Genomic DNA, 21347 nt, shown 5'->3' with positions numbered 1-21347 from the left:
GAAGCAAACATACGCACAATTTCAGAAGTAGCAAATGCACGTCAGACCCCACACCTCGCCTTATCTCCGCAACTACTATGCAAATTATTGACCTGCTATATCGACGTAAAGCTCCGCCCCACACAACCATCACCACCCCACAACAAAACAAAATCACACGATGGTAATTTTAGTTTCCCGCCCAGCTAGCCAATCGCAAAAAAGTGTACTGAAAGTTTCCTGAGCTTGACTACCCCAGCTACCCCCTATCACTGCAGATAGACCGATTACGTGGCTACGCATGCATGCTTTGTTACTGCATACGAGAATGCTCCTTGACCCACAACCTACCCCTTAAATCCAATGTGGCAGCACCCCACCCTTACAATTCATCTGCCAAGGTGTTGTCGCACTTTAGTGGTGTACGCCAACCTGATTTACAACATGTTAGCGCCGAAATTGTGTGGTAAAGCAGCGCAAACCTGCATTTAGGCGGGCTATCTAGTGCAGTATCTTGAGGGGCAACTCGACCTTTTCGCGAAAGGGTGGCGGGTTTCGTGGCGTGGGAGACGAATAAGTCGAGTTGTGGCAAGGAGACCGCGCTGGCTGCTGTTTTGCAATGGGGTCCGTGAACCTTAAATCAGAGAAATACAGTGCAGAAAAGCTACTTCCGAGTCATCAAAACTCCAGGCAAACACGCTAAACACGCACCGCACTGCCCACCAAGACGAAAGCCAGATTATATACGCAGATAAACGGCGGAAACTACACACCGACCATTTCAGAAATCACCAGGGTGCACAAGCTTTACCAGAGGATTCCCGGAGGCTTGTTGCGGCTTTCGTTTCACACCCAAATTCAGCTCTTCCGCAACAACCCAACGATTTCAATCAGGGTGGCGAAGCTTGCTCTAATCGCCTTGCTAGAGCCAAAGTTGATGACGATCTCGGCATCGTGTACTGGATCATAAAGAAGATGAGTAGACGTTATGCCCTGGTGCCCCACTGGTCGCGGCCAACCGCGTAGCCACGGAGCAAAGCCCGAAAACTTCACATTCATTGTGCCCGCACCGTAGTACATGCCACTGCGGAACTTGTGACGTGATTTCGCCATCCACTCCCAGGTCTCTTTCCCTAGAAGATTTCCCGACCGCAAGGCGTGAATGAGCGTGAGATAATCTTCTACCGTTGCTGCGATGCCGCCTCCAGACCAATCAATGCTCAAGGCATTTGTACCGTCAACTCTGGTCTTCCCAACATACAATGGCGCGATTTCGTCGGTGCCACTTGCAGGTTTCGATAATAGCGGCATGAAGCTGCGGTTCATGGCTAACGGTTGAAAGATGCGGTCATGCACAAGCTCTTGGTATTCTGCACCCAACACCGATTCAAGTACGAGGCCTAAAAGAACAAAGCCAGTGTCACTATAGAAAAACCGTTGCCCTGGCCCCCCTACAGGTTTTTGATAGTTGCGCGTATGCGCCACTAAATCCAGCGGTGTCCATCTTCGGTCAAGATCGCGCAGTGCTTTCTTCAAAACAGAGGGACCTTTACTGCGACCAGTGAAGTAATCATTGATTCCCGAGGTATGGGTGAGCAAGTGTTCAAGGGTCGCATTCTCAAGCTGCCCATGAGCGAAAAGACCTTGGAGCAATTCTTCTCCCAGTAGCTCCACAACCGGGGTGCCACATGCCAGCTCACGCTTTTCGACGAGCTGCATGATTAGCGCAGCAGTAATCAGCTTCCCGACGCTCGCGGAATGGAACGGTAAATCCTCAGGCCCATAACGAAAATCGATCCCCAGGTGGGGCGCACGAACTGCAACCTGCGGCTGCCACTTCCGTGATTGCTTATCCAAGTGCACTGTCAACGCATTAGTGAAGCCCATCCGCCCCATTTGCTCTCCTGAATTTTAGTAATACCGCTTTTTCATTCCAGGTTAGTCGCCATTCAGCAGGTAGCTTCGTGGAGAACTCATTTCGCTGTTGCTCGCTGCAAACACCATCACATGCCTAGACGGCAGCACGCACACGCAACACAGTGCTGACTTAGGATCTTGGAAACAAAACGGTTGTTTGTCCACGAGCTAAGTTCCTCAAGCCAAAATATCAAAGCGGTCTTTGCAGGTAGATCATGTCCACCAACCGCACTCCGTCCTCAACTATCGGATGGTCGTAATTATCTGTAAAAAAGTCTTTCACCACATGCGATGGTGCAAAACCACACTTTTGATAGAAACCTAGTGTTAGAGGGCTATCACCAGTTCCAACCTGTAGTACTGAAAACTCAGCCTTATATTTCACAGCCACAAATTCAATTAATGCCCTACCATATCCTTTTCCTTGAAATTCAGGAAGCGTTGCAAGATTCTTTATTTCGATAATTCCGTTTCCTTCATCAGTAACAACACATTCTGCTTTTACGCCGTCATCTTCAAGGACAAACATGTTTCCTCGATCAAGATACTTGTCAATCATGTTCTCTTGCTCATCGGCGAGAAGTAGTAGTTCCAAATATTGCTTTTTGTTCTCTGTGACTTCAAATATCCACACCGAAAGTTCTCCGTGATCTATCTAGATTATTCTGACTCTGCTTCCCCCTTACCCAAAACACACGGCAATCCCTCAAGCTAGTCCATCCTGCGCAAACGACTTAAGGAACACCAAGTATTTTCGTTGTTTCCAACAACCCCCTTTATCGCATTGAAAATGCGCAACAGGAAAACCCTAGCCACCACCGACTAGGGATTTCCAATTTGTGGAGCCGCCGGGTATCCACAAAATAAACAAATAAACCCAGATAATCGCGGCTTTGGTAAGTTAGTTTAGCGCTACGTGCCAAGATCATGCCAAAACAAAAAAGAGCCCCCTCGACCTAGCCCTGGAAATCCAGAACACGACCGAGGGGGTTAATACCGCTTACCGATGTCAAAGCTCAACATCGTCAGCGATGTTTTCGGGGATTGGTTGAGAGTCCCGCAGCTGCGGATTTTTATCATGCACAGTCCGAATATGCCGAATCGCAGTCCAATACTTCTTCTGCCACGCAGCCAATTCCTCCTTCAGCTCCTGATAAAGCTTCTGCAGATCCTCCACCTGCAACCGCAGAGAATCAATCATTCCCTTCTGATGCTCCGCAAACGCATCCCAATCAGGGCCACGCGCGATATACTTATCCGCCTTCGCTTTCTGCCGAACCGCAAGATAGCCCGATATCGCAGTGATAATAGCGATCACCATATTCGCAGGAGACGTCAGAATCGCAGTCACATACTCATTCACTAGCCCCTCCCTCAAACCGAATATGCTGACGCGACCCGCGCCACACAGCCCACACCACCAAAGTCGAAATGCCCCAATGGTTAATCGCCGATGCCCACAGGTTCATATCACTAATGATCGACCCCCAGGCATACGACAAACCCCATAAAACATTCATTCCGACGATAGCGCCGAAAGCAAGCGACGCGAACCACGTGCGTGGGATCATCGCCGAGAACACGCTCGCTGATCCCACGATAATCCAGATGATTGCCCACGTATGCAGCTCAACCCACGACTCGGCGGGGTGATAAAACGCAGGCCGAGCAAGATATGTAAACCCCTTAGCCTGCGCCATCACCCCAGCAATCAACATCGCCGCAGCATCAGACATCAACGCCGCGCGCAGTCGATACGCCGCAGGTTTAAACCGAGGAGGCAAATGCTCAATAGGCATAAGCAGCCTCCTTAGCCTCACACGTCGCCTACCGGCTGCGCACCAGACCGACGCAAATTATCAATACTCGAGCCCGCCTCAGCATGAGTCGCATCCGAGCCGAAACCCTCGGTTCCAAACTCCCGACGCCGATGAGAATTAACCGCTTCAACGATACCCGCCAGCATATTCAAAGCATCCTGCGGTTCAGCAGGCCCCGGCAACTTAATGCTTGGGGCTGCCTCACGGATACGCGCCTGCTGGCTCGGAGTGACAGAGCCTGGGGTTAGCGCATGGATACCGATCTGCACGATGCCGATAGCACCCCCGAGCGCTATGTGTGCCCACAGTGGCCACTCGCCCGCCAGCATCACAAGCAGGTTCAACACCTGCAGCACCGTACCCAACGCCGCCGTCAACGAGTCCTTCCGTCGCATCACCCACGGCTGCTCCGCGAGTACACTTTCAAACGCGTCCCCTAAAGCCTGGTTAAAGGCGTCGTCGAAAACCTTCACATGCTTAGCCATAATTACTTCTCCTTCCGAGTAGAAATGGGTGCTGCCTTCTTGGCTGCTGGCACAGCACCCGCGAATGGGATCCCAGCAAGATCATTAGCAACCGCGTTCGCAATGGTCGCTTCCGCATCAAGCCCAAGGACGCCATACAAACCCTCTAAGAGCTTGCGGTTCTCCCACGCCATGCGGTCTTGCAGACCAAAGAAAAACGGAGCGTCGAACTCCTTCTCCGGGTTGATCAGCGATTGAATCTTATTGCTCATAATTGCCTCCATAAATGTATCTTCACGCTCCAGTTGAGCAGCAGGAGCGCTGTTAATCTTGCGTGCCATCTCCAGCACCACGTCATACGGCAGGTGATACCCCGGATCCCAGTGATCGGTATTCCCCCACACCTGAGCCTCCAAGTGCCCAGCCACGCCCGGCTCCTCACGAGCCAGTTCCTCCCGTGATAGCTTTCGCAACGGAATGTCATACTTCCGCGACCAAAACGCATACACACGCGCCAACGCATACAACAACGCAGGGTGCTCCAGCCACTCCTCACGAGTAGTCTTCGCCCACCCAATCACGCACACATGCAGCGCAATGTCATTACCCTTATTGCCAGTAGCCCACACCTGCCAGTCATCGGAATTGGCAAGCAAAATATTGGCCACCCCGTTCACCTCATCAATCATGCGGTGATACGAACCATTACGCATACGCGCCTGATAATTCAGAACATTCAACGCCGGAGTACCAAAGTTATTCTCCGACGTGTGCGTAATGATGATGCGCTTAGTACCCGCAGTTGGCCGACCGAACGTGATCACGTCACGGCGATCCGTATCAAAACCTTGGTCAGGCACGACAACCTCCTTCGGTTGTTCTTGCAGGGCTGGCAGCGGACGCCACCCCCACTCATCGTGTAAAACATCGGAAACATCAATACGCAGATCAGCACCAGCAAGCGGCACATCCAGCGTGTGCTGATACAACACCGCATAGCCATCACCACGCTCTCCACGGCTCCACGCACGCGTCACCCAGCACAGCCACCGCCCCGGCGCCACCTGCGCCACCACACCATCATCAGGGCCCGCCCAATGGCACACACGAGAGTGTCCATAGATACCAACCCGGTTTTTTCCCAGCACCTCAGCAGCACCCCGGAAATAATGGACCGCAACGTCATTCCACTGGGCTAGGGTGATGTCGAAATCAACCGCGAAAAACACCGGTTGCTGACTGTATCCAAGCTCATCTAGCTGCTTCTGCGCGGCACGCGCATCCGCCTTACCGCCCTCATAGCCACGCAACACATCCGCATCAGCTTCCTTGCCGTACTGCCACACGAAAGCCAACTTCAACCCGGTGCGATGATAGTCATGCGCCTCGGGTGGGTGAATCGGCTTACCACGCATCCATTCAGCCCCCGCGCGAGGTGGTGATACATACCGGACTGCCCCGATATGGCCCGCGTGTGCGACCGTCGCAGCGGGCGGCACCCCGGCAGAGTAATCGATCACTGTCGGCAAATTTTTCTCCCTTCAATGACAAAACCCCAGCATTATTGCTGGGGTTGAAAACTTTCTTGATGCTTGTTTTACTCGGTGTGCTCCGAGGGCTCTTCTGCCGCGGCGGGCTCGATCTGCACCCATAGCTCAGACTCACCAGGAGTCTCATGGTTGAGATGCGGATACACGGATTTCCACAACCTGCCGTCGTGCTGCACAATGTCGCCGGAGTGGTAACACTGGTGCAGATGAGTCCGTCCGCCTTGCACCGGGTTTTGCCATTCGGGTGCATCCTCCACATCCCGTGGCGGGGTTTTCAGAGCATCGGGCATTTCCAACTTCCCCTCCTCCTGTAACTGCCGGATCGCCTCCGCCTCCGCCTGAGGGGCAAACCGATCACGATTAACCCGATCCTCGTGATACGTAAGCAGCCATCCCACCAGCTCACCGATAGCGCCCGTAGAAAGCCGCTCTATCTGGCTTTTAATTTGCGAAATCACAAAAACAGCCCCCTTTCTAACTATCCGAAATGTAAGTAACAACGCCGTAGCCGCTGTTAGAGCCCGACGAATTTGAAAAATTAACAAAAACCGTCCCATCCGTGAGAATGTTGCACCACCCCGGATAGGACCGGCTATTAGGGTTCGTAAGAAAAAAATCAACAGTACTAATAGGCCTATAACCGGCCGGAAGAGTCCCCTTGTTTCCCGCCGTAGCACCCTCAACTCGCACCATCACCAGACGCCCGGTCTTCCTAGCAGTAACACCTGAACCTCCGCTGGCGGGCCCTAGGACCATGTGTTTAGCATCCACATAACCCTTATTAGCGATATCTGTTGATCCCGCGGGAGCCGCTACTTGAGCACGCCCCGCAGCATCACGCTTCACCAACCAGTTATGAATCACATTAGGGGTAGCCTCCGTAAGATCGGAGGCCGAATGCCTATGAGACGCATCAGCCTTACCTGCCAACGCAGAAACCAAACCCGAAACAGCGGAAATACCCAGACGATCCACCCGCGTTTTCAGCGTCTGGAAATCAGCATTCGACGCCTTCTCCGCAATCTTTCGCAAAAGCTCCGACTCAAGAGAACCGCCAGCCTTGATACGATCCGCGATCTCCGCCAAGGTATCAAACGCGGCAGGTGCGGCCCCCTTCAACTGGTTAACCGCCCGAGCCACAGCATCAGCCGCAGCCGACGCTGCCCGGTCAGCATGACCCCGGGCCCGGGTTTCATGCGTCCCCGCCGACTCAGAGGCCCGACGCGCTTGCTCCGACAGCCCACTAATCTCGGACCTGATCGCGTTTGCCGTATCCCGGGCAGAAGCAGCAGCCGTCGCCACAGCGGCGCCGCGTGCCGACGACGCAAGTTCTGCGTCGCGCTGCGCCCTATCTGCTGCGACTGACGCGGTAGCTGCGAGCTCCGAAACGCGTGTGATGACTGGCTCCTCATAAGGCACCGAGGCCTCCAACAGTTGTCGGAAAGACACATCACCGCTACCCGACGGAACCGTCACAGTGACAATATCCGTGGCACCCGCATGACACCGCTCCAAACGCACGCACAACCTACCCGGCTCCACATCCGCAACACGCGCCGAACCGCCACTAATCGGAACACGACGCACATACGGCGCCACCACCCCATCGGGACGCGATACCGACCCACGCAAATCCGGTGACCACAGCACCAGCACATCATCCGCATGCGGTTGCCCACCGAAATCCCGAACATCAAAAACAATATTTTTCACACACACACCTCCTAAACCGTAGGATTCGGAAAAATCCACACCGTCGCAGATTTATAATTTTGAAAAAGCGCCCCGGCGATAGAAACGTGGCTGCGGGTATCAGCGGTAATGAACGCAGTCGTCACATCCGAATAACCATCCCCCGTAACCGCATGCATCAAAATAGCCCCGGTCCACGCCCCAGTCGCAGTGAAAGTAACCTCCCCCTGCGGAGACAACAGGCCACCTGTCCACAACAAATAGCCAAAATCAGCACCGTTGTTCAGCTCACCCGCCGAACTGGTAAACGCATTCGTTTTATTAGTGTCAATATGCAGCAACCGGGGCATACCGCTTAACACAAACTGATTCGTCCTAATCGCCCTCGCATTAGCCGCAGACGCCTCCGTATTAGCCGCAATAGCCCGCCGCATTGCAGCCTCCGCACTCTCACCCGCCTGCGCAGCCTTAGACTCGGCCTCCTCGGCCTTACTCTCCACAGACGCAACCTTGGTACTCAAAGCACCAGCCTCACGCAACCGCTGCGCCCGCTCCTGAGCAATCTGCCTACGAATCTGCTCATTATTAGCCGACACCGCATCCAAATCACTCACCAGCTGGCCACCCACATGCACCCTCCACGCCAACAAACCGGACTCAGCATCCGACACCGCATCAATACCCGTAACCACCGCAGGAACCCGCAGACCCCACACCGCAACCGACACCGTATCCCCCACGTCAAAATGCCGGGTAGGGACAAAACGACCTAGGCCCTCCACACCGATATCACGCTCAAAGAACACGTCACCAGACACCCGCTCCTGCGCAGCATCAACCACACGCTCCAAATCAGACGACTGAGACTGCAAATTCAGCGTCACATCAGCCCGAACAAAACCGAAATTAAACCGACCCGGCGCGACGGGTTTAAACGGTCGGCAAATATACCCATTCTGGATACGAGGATCAACCACCGAAGAGTGCTGCTCCTGCCCCTCCGGCAACACCACCTCAAACGCCCCATACACATGTGTGGCCACACGACGACCAACCGTCATTTCACCACCAGACGCGTACAAAACCACATCCGTACGAATCACGCTTGTACCTCCAGCTGCTGCGCCCGCACCACCAAGGTGGGTTTAGCAAACGACCGGTCCAGCGGGTGTGAATCCTCACCCGGAACCGTCATATGGGCGGACAAAAGAACCCCAGCGCTTTGCGCCAACGCCCCACAGGTCTCCCACAGCGACTGATCCGTAGGCCGAATCAACACATGCGGAGACGAGGGAGCTGGGCTGTTGACCGGCACCACATGAATAACATCATCGGCAACACCCATAGCTTTAAACGCCGCCGTCACCGACTCCTGCACCAGCCGGGTTATAGCCACATCAGCAGGCCCCTCAATGGTCACCCCGTCCGCAACCGTAACCAGCTTAATATCCTGCAGATCACGGGGCTTTTTAAACGTCACTGCAGCGTCAGCCGGGCCAACCCAATCCCGCTCAAACGTATGCCACACACCTGTCCACGAGGTAGGAGCCGACATAGCCGGGATACGTCGAAACACATTCAACAGCGACACCACGTTAACCTGCAGCGTAGAGGGAACCTCGCCCTCTCCCTCAGCGACCGCATGGGTAACCTCGAAAAACACCAACGGGCACCCACGTCGCTTAAACCCAATAAACAAAGGCCTATCGGGGATAACCGTTAGTCGCCCCTGCGCATCCGTCCTACCTAGCCGGTCAGACAGCAACTCAGTAGCAATCGGGTGGACAACCCCACGAGGGGACCGGATAGGGAACGAAAAAGCCCCATCCGCAGGAGCGTTCTTCGTAGACGGGGCGGTAGCCTCCATCGGCTCCGGGCAATCAAATAACGGCTCACAATTATCATCGAAAAGCCCAATCCATTGCCCCGAATCCTCCGCGACCTGATCCCTGTGCCGCTTATGGTTCAACCAGTCGGTCAACGTCATCGCCATGGATCTAACACCCCCACACGCCACAAACAACTAGCACCATTAGGTAGCACATACTGACCCGTTGAGCCTGGAGGAACCCCCTCCGGCAAAGCGGTCTTACGTAGCGCCGCCCACAACTCGTGGTCAACCACCTGCCGTGTGTCCATAACCACCAAAGACTCCGCAGGGTCTAAAAACAGACCACGCGCAGACCCTGTACGGGGCAGCGTAAACCTCGCACCGGACGGCAAAGTCACCTCTCCACCAGCTCCACTCCACGTAATAACCGGATAAATCGGCACAGCCCCGGGGTTTACCAACGAAGCCACCCGCGACGCCTCCTTTTCCTCCGACCACCACACCCCCTCATCACTAATGAGGGGAATATCCACCGTCATAGCCGAAGCGTCAGCATCGTCATACTCCGGCTCCGGTAACTCACCACCAGGGCGCACCCGCAAATGCCAATCCCCAGAAGGGGTTTTCACCACAAGCCAACCGTACTGGCCCGCGACGAAACCCGACCGGAAATCAACCCACACATCAGGCAAAGAAAACGGCTCCGACGGGCGAAGAAGCACCGTCAAAGACCCAGACCTAGGGGCCGGACGGAAGCCAACCACGCGCTGACCCACACCGCCGATAGGCGTGATAACCTGCGCATCGAGACTCCCAACCAACCCCTTGATACCACCGGCCTTCAGCCCAGCCACCCACCTCTCTGACGTTAGATCCCACTTAGTACCATCAGGTGAAATGTATTTAACCCGCCACCTACGCGACACGCTAACCTCCTAACTTCGATGTTGCATACTGCAACCCCGTGATACGAGACGACGCAGCACTAACCGGGGTGGACTGTGCCTGTCGGGGTTCTTTCGATAGCCGCACCAGCTCCTCAAGCAAGGTGTTCATGCGCCTAAACTGCTCCGTGTGCTCCGCACCCGTCGCAGCTGCCGCGGCTCGGGACTTCTCAATCTCCGCAGCCGCCCGCAACGCTGCCTTCTCCCGCTCCGAGTCCGACTTCACCAGAAGCTCTTGAAGTTTCGCATACTCAAGCTCCGCTTCCAGGCGGTCCTTCTCACGCGCATGCTTCAACTTCTCCGACGCCTGATCCAACGCCAACTTAAGCGAACTTTGGTCGGTCTCCAGCTGGATTTTCTTAATACGGTCCTCGGCGTCGCGTGCCGATTTTTCGATCCGGGATTTAATCGAGTGCTCCAGGGAACCGAGGGTCAGCTCCGTGAACGCAGCACCAACCTCAGACCCGGCCTTAGCAGCCTCGGGTCCGTACTTCTCCGTCGCCAGCGCACCCGCGATACCGCCACCAGCCGCACCGAGAGACCCTAAAACGATTGCGGCGCGCTCACCATGTCCGAGCTTGCCCCACGTCTCGCCGATCTCCTTACGGTTGGTGTGAATATCGATCGATCCCTTAGCGATGGAGCTGATCCCCTTGAACGCCATGAGCACACCAGGGATTGCCCCCAGCGGCCCAGCCGTGGCGAAACCAGCCGCTGCAGCTGCCAGACCTGCGAAGAACGTACCCACACCGCCAGCAACCTGGCCGATGCCACTAAAGCCTTTAGACGCACCTGACAGCTGATTCGATGACAACCCGTACAGCATTTGGGCTTGCTGCTGTAGCGCTTCCGTGTGCGCATGCAACAGCTTTGCCGCAGAGGCCTGCGTCAGGGTGGCCTCCGCAACCGCTAGCTGCGCTAACCTTTGCCCGTGGGCAGCCTCCAAGGACTCCAGAGCAGTCTGCGCACGGGTGACCTTAACAGCCCACTCCGCAGCCCGCACTTCCTTCGAGTTATCCACCACCGACTGTGCGACCGTCTCCACAGAGAACACACCGGTACGACGGAACCGGTCCATCGCCCCAGACATCGCCTCAATCGACGTAGAGCCCCGCTTCGCAGCGAGCCCACGAGCCTTCTCAACCTCAGCTTCAGCCTTAAGAATCGCCAACACACCCCTATAGCGGGTGCGCTGCGTGTCCATCTCCTTCAGCTGTAAATCTTGAAGGCTCTTGATACGCGCCGCTTCGTTCGTCTGCTGCTGCATCTGCAGCTTCGAGACTTCCTGCCGGGTGCGCTCCACGATCTCGGCGAGCTTCGCCATTTCACCGAGGAACTCGGAAATCCGAGTAAACCCAGCAGAAATACCACCAGAAACCTTCTCGATGATCTGCTGCACCGCAACAAACCGCGAGGCGGTGACTGCCCGTTCCGCCGCTTCCAGCCGGTGGGCCTGATCCGCAGCCTTCTCCTGCGCATCCGCCAGCGCATCAGTGGCCTTATTGACCTTCTCCTGCGCCGCCTTAACCGCCTTGGCGTTCTTATCGGACGATTTCTCCAGCCGGTCACCAACATCTTCACGGGCGCGAGCCAGCCGCTTCTCCGCCGCCGCGATTTTGTCGGCTTTACCGCTCTTACGGGCCTTAGCGACAGCTTCCTCCGCGTCGGCGATTTTCCGCCGGTCCTGCTTCGTCAGCCCGCCTTTGCCCTCGGCTTCGATTTTCCGGAGCTCCTCGCGGGCTGCTTTGAGCTTCCGCTCCTTCTCGCCCACTTCCTCCAGCTCTTCAGCCACAGCCCGGCGTGTTTCCAGCAGGCCCTGTTCCGCGTCCCGAACCACGCCCGCGTTGCTGATGAATTCCCCGCCGAAGGTTCGCCCTTCAGATACGGCGATTTTTTCGTACACCTTCGCGGTTTTATCCAGGCTCCGCGCCGACTCCGGTATGACCTTCAGGGCTTTTTCAAACTCCACAGTCATATCCGGGTCGAGGATACGCTCCGGACGTCCAGACGCATTAAACGCCAATCCGAGGTGATTCAGGATACCGCCGGTGTCGAATACACCAACGCGTTTAATGTGTTTCAGCGCGTCTTCGTAGAGGTTGCTGGCCTCACCGAACGACACACTCCGGCCACCGCCTGTAACGAACCCGTCCACGCTGGTGGCAACGAAATCACCCGCACCCGCACCCTTACCCGGTGCCCCACCTCCGTCTTTCGCAAGGGGGACGTACGCGTGGTCGGTGTACTGCGGGTGTGACGCCGAAGCAGCCCGCCCGCCGATCTGGCCATTCCCACGACCTCCGCCCATCTCGTACGACCTGGTGATACCGCTATGGTCTCGTACAGTTACTGACGTGTGCCCGCCGCCTCGGCCACCATTCAGCCAACCCATGGTGAACGTGCCGTTACCACCGATACCGCGAATAAAGCCGTTCTTATCCGCCCAAGCCCGCTGCGTACCGGTCGCAAAAACACGCCCAGTTGTGGGCTTACCGATAGCAAAGCTAGCTAGCTGTCCCGCAGTGCTGGAGCAGTCGCCCCAGTTAACCCCGCCGAACACATACGGCGAGCCCTCCAGCGACCGTGAGGCTTTAGCGCCCCGAACCGCTTCACCGTGAGCATATCGGTCGATCTCCCTGGCGGTAACGATACCGCCGTTAACGTAGCCGGGGATCTTCGGGAATGTGCCTCGGTTGATGGCGGCTAGCTCACGGTCATATTTTGCCGACGAACGGCGGTTGATGACCCACTCGCCTGCATCAACACGGGCTATCGGCATACCCCGGTGGTCTACGCCGAGGAACCCATCAACCCGGTCAGTACCAGGCCCCGTCTCAGGCAGGCGGCCGCCAAAAGCACGGCCAGGTTGAGACGAACTCGACCCGGTAAACCAGTCCCCAATTCGGTTAGCGACGATCGACACAACCTTAGTCGCGGGAATGCTGGTCAGTGCTGCGATGACTTTATTCACTCCGGATATCGCCGCAGTATTGTCTACGCTGATCTTCGGCTCCACCTTCTGTTCATGAACGCGCGTCATTTCATTCGACGTTTGCAAGAGCTTAGCCAAAGCATCATCATTAGTACCGGTCAAAACAATGTTCTTGCCGTCCGGAGTTTCCTCCACCTTGATGCCAAGGTCTTCCAAAACCCGAAGGGCTTGATCGCTAACCGCGCTTACCTCAACGGTCGCCCCCTCTTCGAGGGGACGCAGCGCCGCGTACACCTCCAGAAGCTCCGCCGAAACACTGCCTGCTTCGACCTTAACCGCCGTTTCGATCACATCGGGCACCAGCCCGTAGGACTCGGCCAGCTTGGCCACCTGCTCCGACGTCAAGCCGAATTCCCGCCCAAGCGCGTCCAATGCAGGCTGCATATTGTCGAAAGCGCCCTGAATGTCGCCACCGTTTACAGCGACATTCACCAGCTGCTCCCGCAGTTCGTTCAACCCCGCAGCTAAATCACGCGCAGACGCATTAGCCGGGTCTAGCTTCCCGTTACCAATATCGCCCAGGTTTTCACCCAGCTCGTTTAACGGCCGTGACGCTTCCTCCGCCTTAGCCACAATCTCGTCCACCGAAGCGGCTGCGTCCATCATGGCCTTTTCAGCGTCCTTCGGTGCCAAGCCCATCGCCTGTAAGACGGATTCCAGAGCTTTCAACTTATCTTCCGCCGAGGACGACGAATCACCCAAAACATCAATGCCCGCAGCTGCTTGCGCAGCAGCCGGATCTACCCTGCGAGCCGCCTCAATTATGCGGTCCAACTCCGCCCGGGTGGCCTCTAACTTGTCTGCCGCATGAACACCCGCCTCACCGGATTCACGCAGATCTGCGATAAGCGCCTTATAGTTATCTCCGCCTTCGGCAACAACCTTGCCGATGTCACCGATTTTGATACCAAACTCAGAACCAGACGCCTTGAGTTGGTCGTACGCCTCACGGGTAGCCTGCAGCTCCTGATCGTGCTTCGCCAGCTCGTAGCCGGTCATCTGCATACGCTCACTGAAGGTTTTCGTCGGGTCTTTAGAAATAAACCCATCTAGGGCTTCACCCACGGCGAGGAATTTAGCCGTATACGCCTCCGCGAATTGCTCCGCCGCTTTAGTAGCCTGATCATTAAGCGCACCCGTCGTACCTGCGACTGCGGCCATAAGCTCGACCTGTGCGGAAGCCGCCCGCGATGCGGACGTAGCCAGGAGCTCCTGGGCTTCCGTAGCCCGATCATTAGCTAAAGAAAGCGAAGTGATCGCAGCGCCGGCTGCGATAAAAGCCAACCCCCAGGGGCCGCCGAACAAGTTAAGAACTCCGCCTACAGCGGACCGCATGCCGGACATGCCCGCCGCAACCACACCGGTAGTCTTAGCAAAGCTCTCACCCGAATTAGCCGCATTGGTATACGCCGTGGCCATGCCCGCCAACGCCGTATTAGAAGACGTCGCCGCATACTGCATAGTGGCACCAAACGTGCTAATCTGCCGCCCCGTGCCAGCGTAATAATCCTTAAGCTCACTAACCCCGCTAGCCAAACCAGCCAAGGATTCCTTGTGTGGCCCGATGACTGACGCCACCCGATCCACTATTCCAGGGATGGTCTTAAAACCCGTCCAAGCGGTAATAGCTGCGGCCACAAGCCCCGGATGGTCAGAAAGAAACCCGCTCACAGACTCCAACGGCCCTGCAACAGAATGCAAAGCAGAACCAGCAATCTTCAACGTAGCTACGAAGATATCCCACGAGGATACACCCAACGCAGCCGACGCCTGTCCTAATGCCGAGCCCACGTTAACCACAGTCGGTGCCAGCTCCTTGGCCAGCCCAGTAAAGTCGGTCAAAAGCCCCTTCGCCTGGCCTAAACCACTTTGGAATTCGGGGCTTTTCGCAAACCCCTCCAGGGCGGCCTTACCCTGCTCGAAACCAGGAACAACAGTGCCAGTGATGAAAGACGCCAATCGCTCCGCCGTAGGCTTGATCTTCGCATTCAGTGCATCAATACCCTCAGTGGCAGAATTCATACCCGTCTTGGTCGCGTCAAAAAACGGCGTCAGCGCCGTGGCACCCAAACGGCCCAGTGCCGCACCAACGTTCGCCGCAGCGCCCTTGAACGTCTCTCCAGCTTCAAGGGCGGCACCGCCCATGCCTCTACGCATAGCTGCCTCAAAGGTGGCGAAGTCCACCTTGCCCGCAGACACCATGTCGGAAATCTCAGCCGAGGTTTTACCCATCTCAGCCGACAAAAGCTGCAAGACGGGCACACCACGAGACATGAGCTGCAGCATGTCATCGCCCTGAAGCTTGCCGCGCGCCGCAACCGATCCGAAGATGGTTCCCATTTCACCCATGGAGGCACCAGCGATCTGTGCCGTGTCACCCACAGTTTTCAGAACCTGCTCCAACTCCTGGCCTGGTTTCACACCAGCAGCAACAACCTGGGCCGCCACCTGCGCCGCGTCCTGCAACCCGAAAGCTGTGCCCTTAACCGAGGCGAGGGCGTTATCCATGATGGTCTGAACAGACTGGGCGTCATGACCAAGACCGCGCAAAGAAGCCTGCGCGTTCTCGATACCGGTCAAACGTCCGAAACCCTTGGTGATCGCCGTCGCCAGCACACCACCAGCAGCCGCGCCACCAGCCAGCGCACCAGCCTTCAGCGTGGTAACCAAACCACCCGACAGTTTCTCACCAATGCTACGGCCAGCCGGATCAGCCTGCGCAGCCGAATCGCCCAAGGCTTTAGCAATGCCCGGGCTGATTTTCGACACCTCAGGCACGATCGAAATATAGCCCACGCCGAGTTCAGCACCCATACACCCTCACCCCATCTAAAAATTATGTATCCCGTGCGGAAATCGCCGCACGGATCTCCGCCGCGGACAATTGACGAGACACCGGCGGAACATCTTCCGAGGCCTTGTCAGCGTCTAAAATCCGCCGAATAACACCCACCTGCGGCAATGACTCCGCAGGAGCCCCCTGCCGCAACAGCTGCCATGTCTCATACGAATCCGCGATGACACCCAGCATCTGAACTTCTGGCCGTAACCACTCCGCCCGCCGAGCGGCAGCCGGATCTAGCGCCCTACGAACATGTGAAGTTTCAGGCAAATGGGTGATAAAAGCGCGCAGATCAGCCCACGTGAAAGACCTGCCGAGATTCCGCAACGACAGGCCTCGCTCCATCAGATCCGCACGCAGCGCATCCTCTATCCGATTTGATTCTATGAATCGGCAGAGGGCTCGGATTCCCCCAGGTTAGCCTCAGACTGTTCCGACACAATCGTATTAATCTGCAGTACCTGGCGGGGAACCAACGCCTTGATAGCCGCAGTTTCTTCCTCGCCCGTATTGAAATGCAGCAAGAAACCACGAATGTACTCGACACCCAATTCTGATTTCACTTCGTCACTCATACCGGAGTGGATAGCGTCCAGATCAGTTTTGCTGACACAGTCCACCGGTGGGATCTTGATACGAACCCTGCCCGTACCCTCCGCCGCGGGAATATCGAATTCCAAAAGATCAAAAGTATCAATAACAAAAGCCACAATAAACCCCTTAAAAATACACTTTTTATAGATAAACCCCGGCAAGGAAACCCTGCCGAGGACATTGACGACAACAATCTACCTACTAGCCGGAGTGAACGCCATCATCGCGAAGCTCAACCACATACGCGCCGCGAAGCTCCGCCGCCGTAGACTTATACGCCTTCAGCTTCACCGTGGTCTTAGTGGTCGCGTTATGCACATCCGGAGTCTTCTCCACCGAGATAACCTGTGCGCGTTCCGCAACATAGGTCTTGGACTTCGCACCCGAAATAGCTTTCAACACATACGATTTCACCGGTAGAGGCTCATCGGTGTAGTAAATCGTGCGCTGCTTACCCGTGTTAGATGTTGCGGCCTTCTCGACGACGCTCGCATCGCCGAACGCGGTCTTAATGACCGCATCGTTGTCGTCTTCCATGAACGTGATCTCTATGTCTACACCGTAGTCGGTTTGGAGTGCAATGAAATCACCGCCACCGAACATTTTTTCCGTAGTGCTGTTACGAGTGGGCTTGACTGAGAAACCATTCTCACTCACCGCACCGTGATCAACGAAAGCCGTATTCAATTTCTCCAGCGCCGTGGTAGGCAACTTGGTACCCAAAGGCGCGGAATAAAACACGCCACCATCAATAGGTGGCGCGCCAACAAAGGCGTTAGCGACATTAACCGCCATTATCTTCCCTCCAAAACAAAAACCGCTGGCTACATCAGTGACAAGCCAGCGGTGAACTGAAATCTGAATAGCTTAGGGTCGGGATCATCAAACCGTGTGAGGTTATTATCCACATACGCCCAATGGATTTCCCGACTCCGGCACGATCGCCATACAGCACGTGCCTGCTCCGCCAAATCCTCAGCATCATCCTCAGATCTCGCGAAGCACTCCACCAGAAACCTCGGGTCTCTCGTGGCTATAGTGGCCTCCCCGCCGCCGATACGGGACACCACCACAAACATATTCGGCGCAGGATCAGGCTTACGAGTCGAAACCCGCACACCACCTAACCCCCGTGACAAAACCTCAACCGCAACAACCTGGCTAGCTTTCACCCGAGAGCCCTCACCATACGGTTATCTCGACGCTCCCTAGCCTTCGCGGACCACGTGTCTGGAAAAACAATGCCGCGATACCTGGACGCACCCTGCTGATACGAGGCCTCATAACCGTCCCCGCATTCGGAGGCTATCCGGTCAGCATGACGCTTCACCAAATCCTGTGCGACCCTACCGCGCAGGAGCTCCTCCAAGCCCTCGCTATTCGGTACGTACCGAGCTTTCATTATCATCCCACCTCACGTGACACCAGCCAATCGGAGAATACGCGGCCACAACATCGGTTTGCGCCGCATCCCGAAAGAGAATCAACGAGCCGCCGTCAAAAGCGGTCGCGCCGCATGGCACCGTGTCCACCCCGACTGGGGTCTCAACCCGCAGTAGCCGCGTCACCGTATCCGTCATTCGATACCTCCTAGATTCACGACTGCCAAACCAGGGGACCACCCGAACGGGTTATGCTCGTAGTTTCCCGGCTCGCCCAAAACTTCCAAACGTTCAGCCGAGCCAGGCAGCACCACCGCGTCCTTGTGCTGGAACGAGCCCACGGGGGCATACATTTCAACGCGGACCGTGCGACGGTCATGCCCCGCCAGTTTGGGCTCATCACCCGGCGGAGCACCCCAGCCGGCGACATACACCGTCTCCGTGGTTTCCGTGAACCTATCGTTGCCGAGACTATCCGTGCCGTCCTTGAACCGCCGAATGCGCTGTACTGGGTATTGCACAAATGGGGATAGAGACACCGATACTCACCCCCTTTCTACACCAGGTCTACGGAGTACACCCCGCCCCTGCGGCGCTTCCGAAACGCCGCCAGGGCTTGCTTATCCGACGCGGACAGCCAGGGCGCGCCGCCGGATCCGCCACCAGCGAATTTACCGGAGTGAGAAAAAGGCCCCGCAGCCACTTGTACAGATTCTTGAAACTGCGACTGTTTCGGTGCCTGCAGGACTCGGGCCACCATACGAGACACGACCACCCGGACGGCCTCGGGTATTTCGGGCTCGCGGAAGGTTTTACCGAGGTGCCCCTCTACGAGGATGGTAGCTTCGTGGAGCAGCCCTTGGACTTCCCTCTCGTCGATGACGGTGTCCTCGGGAAGCCGGTCCTTTACGTCATCAAGTCTTGCTAGCACGGCGAGTCCGTTTCGGTGTGACCTTAGGTGCAGCCGCTTCGGCTTCGGCTTCGGCTTCGGCCTCAGGCTCGGCTTCAGGCTCAACCGCTGCAGGTTCGGCCTCAGGCTCGGCCTCAGGAGTCACCTCATCACTAGTATCCGAGTCCGCCTCCAAAAGCGACGCATCACACGCCACCCCGTCCGGCAACTCATCACCAGCAACCAAAAACAAAGAACCCGAAGAAGCGTGAACCAAAACCGATCCAACGAAATCATGACGAATACGCGCCACAACAACCACCCCTTCTAGGCCAAAACCTTCAATGTGGCCGCCCAGTTCGCGTCATCAAACATCGGCATACCAATCGCAGCCGACCGAACCCACGTAGACTGTGGATCCTCATTCTTATACGCACCAGCAACCACACCCGGAGCAGCCAACTCAGAACCCAGAACCTTATACCGAGTGTCCGACGCCTCCAAAGTGCGACCCCACACGGTACGACCCACCTGAGTACCCAAACGACCCTCATCCGCATCTGGCAAGAAAACCACCGTCTTCTCGTCAATAACGCGAACAAAGTTGCCGTTCTCGTCCTCGATCCGAGAATCAAAAACCTCAATACGCGGCAAATCATGCGAATCAAACAACGCCTGAATATCCGCCCGACTCACCAAACCCTGAGTATTCGGGAACATTCTCCGAATCTCATCCGACCGCTGCAATAGGCCCATCACCTTACGGGACACCAACATAGTGCCGCATCGGAAACCGTTCACATCCTCGTAAGCGTTACGCAACGCCTCCAAGTCAGTAAACGCTTTAGCGCTGTCGGTGGAATCCCACTTCGTGCCGGCCTCCACCGACAGGCGGCTATCCCGACCGAAATCAACAACGGCCTTAAAGCCATCCTCGTCGATGGTCAGCTTACCGGTAGCCAAAAGCTCACCCCGAGCCAGCTCCATGCGCTCAGCAACTGCTCGCGCATTAGCCATGGCCTCGCGCCCGATGATGTCCTTCAACCGGGAATTATCACCACCGTACGCATTAGCGACCAGCTCGTCATACTCGGACACATGCGTCTTACGCCCCAACGCCGGAAGCTTGACGGTGGTCTGCGTACCACCCTGCGACCGGCCGATGGATGTCTCCGCATCATACGCACGGAACATCGCCGCGCCGCCGGAGCCCGTACGGTACTTTTTCAGATCGTACTTCATGCCCTCATGAAGCTCCGCTGGGAAAAACCGCGCCAGCGACTTAACGTTTTTAGTATCCTGCTCCACCGTCTTACGAGCCACCATAGTCAGCTCATAAGGGGACACCAGATCAGTCCATAGCCGCATCAACGACCACTTCCTTTCTTAACAAGAACAAACAACGGATTAGGGGTCGTCAGCGCAGTAACATCATGCGCGCCAGACGGCAGCCGGCTTACACGAACACGACCGCGCTCCAGCATCGGAGCAACCACATCACCCGCGCTTTCCTTGAACTCCTGGGCGGTCAGCAAAAAGCCCGCCAACTTGTCACCGTTATCGGTGACAGGCTCGAACTTCCCGTCCGCCTCCTTCAACGGAATACCCGAGGGAATAGTCCCGTTTTTCTTAAACGCCGCGAACTTTGTACCGTCGAGCGTTACGGTGCGAGCACCCTCTACACCATGCGCGGAACCTAACCACGACCGGTTATCCCCGCCAAAATCCTGCTTACTCACAGCTAGCTGCATAGTAAGCCACCTCCTTAAAAATGATCACAAAAATGCTTTTCACAGAAGGAAAACTAATGAGCGCTACCTAAAAGACGCTCCGCCCACGACTCCGCGTCCTTCCTACTGGACGAACCCGATTCCCGACCCTGATACGGATCAGAAGCCGCAGAACCCTTAGACCCCGTGGATTTACCTAGCTGCGCAAGCTTCTTAGCCTGCTGCCGCATATCCTCCTCAGAGCCATGCAAGAACATGTCAGCATCACTCTTAGACAGCCCGAATTCCAGAGCTATCTCGGATCGCGCAAGACGCGACTCCACATCCGTCCTGGCCTTTACCGCTTCCGCTAGTCGCTCTTCGGCCTTTTGTAATTCGGATTTTTCCGCATCCTCACGCTCTTTCAGCTTTTCAGCGGCAGACTGGTTCTCCTTAGCCCGCTTCTCCCACTTACGGGCCTGAGCCTTCCAGTGATCAGCATCGTCGGTTGCCCCACCCGAGCCTTTTCCAGACTCCGATGTTTCACCAGCACCCTCTTTAGCCTCGTCATTGGTTGAGGTTGCTGAGCCCGAGCCGTCGTTTACGCCCTCAATGTTCCGAACCCAAAAGGGGACGTTTTTCTTCATGTTTTCCTCCTAATTTTTCCTTTTCGGTAACGCCGCCGTTCCGGCTCGGCGCATAACAAAACCCCACAACCGAAAAGTTGTGGGGTTCTCGTGCG

General features: G+C 56.2%; 24 protein-coding genes. All 24 read right to left on the bottom strand.

What is annotated here, in order from left to right:
- Positions 1 to 837: 837 nt before the first annotated feature.
- A complete protein-coding gene (locus CMUST_RS04465; RefSeq protein ID WP_158408196.1) occupies positions 838 to 1866 on the bottom strand; it encodes a serine hydrolase domain-containing protein in 1029 nt (342 codons plus the stop codon).
- Between the two features lie 220 nt (positions 1867 to 2086).
- Entirely contained in the window at positions 2087 to 2530 is a 444-nt protein-coding gene (locus CMUST_RS04460) for a GNAT family N-acetyltransferase (protein ID WP_047261501.1), read from the bottom strand.
- A 375-nt stretch (positions 2531 to 2905) separates the two neighbouring features.
- Positions 2906 to 3259, bottom strand: a complete 354-nt coding sequence (locus CMUST_RS04455) for a hypothetical protein (protein ID WP_047261500.1) — start codon at positions 3257 to 3259, stop codon at positions 2906 to 2908.
- Positions 3252 to 3695 carry a hypothetical protein gene (locus tag CMUST_RS15845; protein WP_052844530.1) on the bottom strand — a complete coding sequence of 148 codons (444 nt, stop codon included), beginning with the start codon at positions 3693 to 3695 and terminating at the stop codon, positions 3252 to 3254. The genes CMUST_RS04455 and CMUST_RS15845 overlap by 8 nt, the downstream gene beginning before the upstream one ends.
- A gap of 17 nt (positions 3696 to 3712) precedes the next feature.
- Positions 3713 to 4201, bottom strand: coding sequence for a hypothetical protein (locus CMUST_RS15840; RefSeq protein ID WP_052844529.1), 489 nt, complete (start codon positions 4199 to 4201; stop codon positions 3713 to 3715).
- A gap of 2 nt (positions 4202 to 4203) precedes the next feature.
- The gene (locus CMUST_RS15835; RefSeq protein WP_052844528.1) at positions 4204 to 5700 is read right to left on the bottom strand and encodes a glycoside hydrolase domain-containing protein; all 1497 of its coding nucleotides are present in this window, start codon (positions 5698 to 5700) and stop codon (positions 4204 to 4206) included.
- 77 nt (positions 5701 to 5777) lie between these two features.
- On the bottom strand, positions 5778 to 6188 hold the full coding sequence (locus tag CMUST_RS04430) for a hypothetical protein (protein WP_047261499.1): 411 nt from the start codon (positions 6186 to 6188) through the stop codon (positions 5778 to 5780).
- 16 nt (positions 6189 to 6204) lie between these two features.
- Complete coding sequence (locus CMUST_RS15830) at positions 6205 to 7443, bottom strand: hypothetical protein (RefSeq protein ID WP_052844527.1); 1239 nt, start codon at positions 7441 to 7443, stop codon at positions 6205 to 6207.
- 11 nt (positions 7444 to 7454) lie between these two features.
- Positions 7455 to 8525: a hypothetical protein gene (locus CMUST_RS15825; RefSeq protein ID WP_052844526.1), complete on the bottom strand. Its 1071-nt coding sequence runs from the start codon at positions 8523 to 8525 to the stop codon at positions 7455 to 7457.
- Positions 8522 to 9415, bottom strand: a complete 894-nt coding sequence (locus CMUST_RS04415) for a hypothetical protein (protein ID WP_052844525.1) — start codon at positions 9413 to 9415, stop codon at positions 8522 to 8524. Before CMUST_RS04415 ends, CMUST_RS15825 begins: the two co-directional genes overlap by 4 nt.
- The gene (locus tag CMUST_RS04410; RefSeq protein ID WP_047261498.1) at positions 9406 to 10179 is read right to left on the bottom strand and encodes a hypothetical protein; all 774 of its coding nucleotides are present in this window, start codon (positions 10177 to 10179) and stop codon (positions 9406 to 9408) included. The genes CMUST_RS04415 and CMUST_RS04410 overlap by 10 nt, the downstream gene beginning before the upstream one ends.
- Before the next feature lies 1 nt (position 10180).
- Positions 10181 to 16003 carry a tape measure protein gene (locus tag CMUST_RS16940; RefSeq protein ID WP_052844524.1) on the bottom strand — a complete coding sequence of 1941 codons (5823 nt, stop codon included), beginning with the start codon at positions 16001 to 16003 and terminating at the stop codon, positions 10181 to 10183.
- Positions 16004 to 16025: 22 nt separating this feature from the next.
- A complete protein-coding gene (locus CMUST_RS04400) occupies positions 16026 to 16376 on the bottom strand; it encodes a hypothetical protein (RefSeq protein WP_047261497.1) in 351 nt (116 codons plus the stop codon).
- Positions 16377 to 16414: 38 nt separating this feature from the next.
- Positions 16415 to 16741, bottom strand: a complete 327-nt coding sequence (locus CMUST_RS04395; RefSeq protein ID WP_047261496.1) for a hypothetical protein — start codon at positions 16739 to 16741, stop codon at positions 16415 to 16417.
- 85 nt (positions 16742 to 16826) lie between these two features.
- Positions 16827 to 17420 (bottom strand): hypothetical protein, encoded by a 594-nt coding sequence (locus CMUST_RS04390; protein WP_047261495.1) that lies wholly within the window; start codon positions 17418 to 17420, stop codon positions 16827 to 16829.
- 29 nt (positions 17421 to 17449) lie between these two features.
- Complete coding sequence (locus CMUST_RS04385) at positions 17450 to 17797, bottom strand: hypothetical protein (RefSeq protein WP_047261494.1); 348 nt, start codon at positions 17795 to 17797, stop codon at positions 17450 to 17452.
- Complete coding sequence (locus tag CMUST_RS04380; RefSeq protein ID WP_047261493.1) at positions 17794 to 18027, bottom strand: hypothetical protein; 234 nt, start codon at positions 18025 to 18027, stop codon at positions 17794 to 17796. Before CMUST_RS04380 ends, CMUST_RS04385 begins: the two co-directional genes overlap by 4 nt.
- Entirely contained in the window at positions 18002 to 18205 is a 204-nt protein-coding gene (locus tag CMUST_RS04375; protein WP_047261492.1) for a hypothetical protein, read from the bottom strand. The genes CMUST_RS04380 and CMUST_RS04375 overlap by 26 nt, the downstream gene beginning before the upstream one ends.
- Positions 18202 to 18546: a hypothetical protein gene (locus CMUST_RS04370; protein WP_236690156.1), complete on the bottom strand. Its 345-nt coding sequence runs from the start codon at positions 18544 to 18546 to the stop codon at positions 18202 to 18204. Before CMUST_RS04370 ends, CMUST_RS04375 begins: the two co-directional genes overlap by 4 nt.
- Positions 18547 to 18563: 17 nt before the next feature.
- Complete coding sequence (locus CMUST_RS04365; protein ID WP_047263768.1) at positions 18564 to 18938, bottom strand: hypothetical protein; 375 nt, start codon at positions 18936 to 18938, stop codon at positions 18564 to 18566.
- A complete protein-coding gene (locus CMUST_RS04360; protein ID WP_047261491.1) occupies positions 18922 to 19209 on the bottom strand; it encodes a hypothetical protein in 288 nt (95 codons plus the stop codon). The genes CMUST_RS04365 and CMUST_RS04360 overlap by 17 nt, the downstream gene beginning before the upstream one ends.
- 14 nt (positions 19210 to 19223) lie before the next feature.
- Entirely contained in the window at positions 19224 to 20264 is a 1041-nt protein-coding gene (locus CMUST_RS04355) for a major capsid protein (RefSeq protein ID WP_047261490.1), read from the bottom strand.
- Positions 20264 to 20647 (bottom strand): hypothetical protein, encoded by a 384-nt coding sequence (locus CMUST_RS04350; RefSeq protein ID WP_047261489.1) that lies wholly within the window; start codon positions 20645 to 20647, stop codon positions 20264 to 20266. The genes CMUST_RS04355 and CMUST_RS04350 overlap by 1 nt, the downstream gene beginning before the upstream one ends.
- A 53-nt stretch (positions 20648 to 20700) precedes the next feature.
- The gene (locus CMUST_RS15815; protein WP_052844523.1) at positions 20701 to 21252 is read right to left on the bottom strand and encodes a hypothetical protein; all 552 of its coding nucleotides are present in this window, start codon (positions 21250 to 21252) and stop codon (positions 20701 to 20703) included.
- Positions 21253 to 21347 lie beyond the last annotated feature (95 nt).

Source organism: Corynebacterium mustelae (assembly GCF_001020985.1).
GTDB classification, from domain to species: domain Bacteria; phylum Actinomycetota; class Actinomycetes; order Mycobacteriales; family Mycobacteriaceae; genus Corynebacterium; species Corynebacterium mustelae.
Note: the sequence above shows the minus strand (reverse complement) of the source record. Positions and strands in the feature narration are given on the sequence as shown.

Excerpts from the sequence above, each read along its gene's own strand:
- CMUST_RS04465 (WP_158408196.1), bottom strand. The coding sequence starts at position 1,866 with ATGGGCTTCACTAATGCGTTGACAGTGCACTTGGATAAGCAATCACGG.
- CMUST_RS04415 (WP_052844525.1), bottom strand. The coding sequence starts at position 9,415 with ATGGCGATGACGTTGACCGACTGGTTGAACCATAAGCGGCACAGGGAT.
- CMUST_RS04350 (WP_047261489.1), bottom strand. The coding sequence starts at position 20,647 with ATGCAGCTAGCTGTGAGTAAGCAGGATTTTGGCGGGGATAACCGGTCG.
- CMUST_RS04375 (WP_047261492.1), bottom strand. The coding sequence starts at position 18,205 with ATGACGGATACGGTGACGCGGCTACTGCGGGTTGAGACCCCAGTCGGG.
- CMUST_RS04390 (WP_047261495.1), bottom strand. The coding sequence starts at position 17,420 with ATGGCGGTTAATGTCGCTAACGCCTTTGTTGGCGCGCCACCTATTGAT.
- CMUST_RS04355 (WP_047261490.1), bottom strand. The coding sequence starts at position 20,264 with ATGCGGCTATGGACTGATCTGGTGTCCCCTTATGAGCTGACTATGGTG.
- CMUST_RS15815 (WP_052844523.1), bottom strand. The coding sequence starts at position 21,252 with ATGAAGAAAAACGTCCCCTTTTGGGTTCGGAACATTGAGGGCGTAAAC.
- CMUST_RS15840 (WP_052844529.1), bottom strand. The coding sequence starts at position 4,201 with ATGGCTAAGCATGTGAAGGTTTTCGACGACGCCTTTAACCAGGCTTTA.
- CMUST_RS04400 (WP_047261497.1), bottom strand. The coding sequence starts at position 16,376 with ATGGAGCGAGGCCTGTCGTTGCGGAATCTCGGCAGGTCTTTCACGTGG.
- CMUST_RS16940 (WP_052844524.1), bottom strand. The coding sequence starts at position 16,003 with ATGGGTGCTGAACTCGGCGTGGGCTATATTTCGATCGTGCCTGAGGTG.
- CMUST_RS04380 (WP_047261493.1), bottom strand. The coding sequence starts at position 18,027 with ATGAAAGCTCGGTACGTACCGAATAGCGAGGGCTTGGAGGAGCTCCTG.
- CMUST_RS15845 (WP_052844530.1), bottom strand. The coding sequence starts at position 3,695 with ATGCCTATTGAGCATTTGCCTCCTCGGTTTAAACCTGCGGCGTATCGA.